The sequence below is a fragment of the Streptomyces sp. WELS2 genome (assembly GCF_013870595.1).
Taxonomy (GTDB): Bacteria; Actinomycetota; Actinomycetes; order Streptomycetales; family Streptomycetaceae; genus Streptomyces.
In genome coordinates, this window is record NZ_JACBWZ010001221.1 from 1 (window position 1) to 1,410 (window position 1,410).

The following is a 1,410-nucleotide window of genomic DNA, read 5'->3' on the forward strand; positions in this document are numbered from 1 at the left end:
TGGCGCCCTCGCGCGCGGCGCGTTCGTGCTGGCCGCAGCGCTCGCCCTGCTGACCCCGCTGGCCGGTGTGGCACCCGCCGCACCACGGACGGCGGCCGTCGCCGACGTGGACGTCCGGGTCAACGCCCAGGCGGCCCTGGGCCGGCTGTCCGACACCGCCCGGGGGGTCAACACCGCCATCTGGGACTCGCACATGAACGACCCGGAGGTCACCCGCCTGATGAAGGCGGCCGATGTCGGGATGATGCGCTACCCCGGGGGCTCCTACGGCGACATCTACCACTGGGAGACGCACACGGCGCCCGGCGGGTACGTCGCCCCCGGCACCGGCTTCGACGCCTTCATGGGCACCGTCCGCGCCACCGGCGCGCAGCCCATCCTGATCGCCAACTACGGCTCGGGGACGCCCGAGGAGGCGGCCGGCTGGGTCAGGTACGCGAACATCACCAAGAACTACGGCGCGAAGTACTGGGAGATCGGCAACGAGATCTACGGCAACGGCCATTACGGCAGCGGCTGGGAGCACGACGACCACGCCGACAAGAGCCCCCGGGAGTACGCCCGTCAGGTCCGCGCGTACGCGGCGGCCATGAAGGCCGTCGACCCGACGGTCAAGATCGGCGCGGTCCTCACCGCGCCGGGCGAGTGGCCGGACGGAATCATCGGGGAGGGCGATCCCGGCGACTGGAACAACACCGTGCTCTCCGAGGTCACCGACGTCGTCGACTTCGTGAGTGTCCACTGGTACGCGGGCGGGTCCGACGCCACCGCCCAGGGCGCCATGGCCCGGCTCGCCCGGCTGCCCGGTGAACTGCGGGAGGTGCGCGCCCAGCTCGACCGGTACGCGGGCGCGGACTCACCGCGCATCGGCATCGCCCTCACCGAGATCAACACCAGCACCGGCGGTGCCCCGCTCACCGCCCGGCCCAATGGCCTGTTCGCCGCCGACGCCTTCATGACGGCGCTGGAGAACGGCGTGTTCAACGTCGACTGGTGGGACACCCACAACGGCGCCGGCCCGATCACCACCGTCGACGGCGAGACCGACTACGGCGACATGGGGATGCTCTCCAGCGGCGCCTGCACCGGCGACGTGTGCGAGCCGGCGCCGAACACGCCGTTCCACCCGTACTACGGCATGAAAATGACCAGCGAACTGGGCACCGCGGGCGACACCATGGTCGCCGCCCAGTCCTCCGCCCGGGACGTCTCGGCACACGCCGTGCTCCGCCGCGACGGCCGCCTGAGCGTCATGCTCGTCAACAAGGACCCGGACGCCGCGCACACCGTGGACCTGGACTACGCGGGCTTCACCCCGTCCGCCGGCGCGCCCGTGGTCCACCGCTACGCGCGCGGTGACAGCGACATCACCGAGGCCGGCGACGGGGCGGCGACCGCGTCCCAGGTCAC

General features: G+C 72.2%; 1 protein-coding gene. It reads left to right on the forward strand.

Translation table 11 applies throughout. The annotated features are described in order from the left end of the window. A partial coding sequence (locus tag H5J33_RS35190; protein ID WP_181798708.1) for an alpha-L-arabinofuranosidase occupies nucleotides 1-1,410 on the forward strand: 1,410 nt, incomplete at both ends.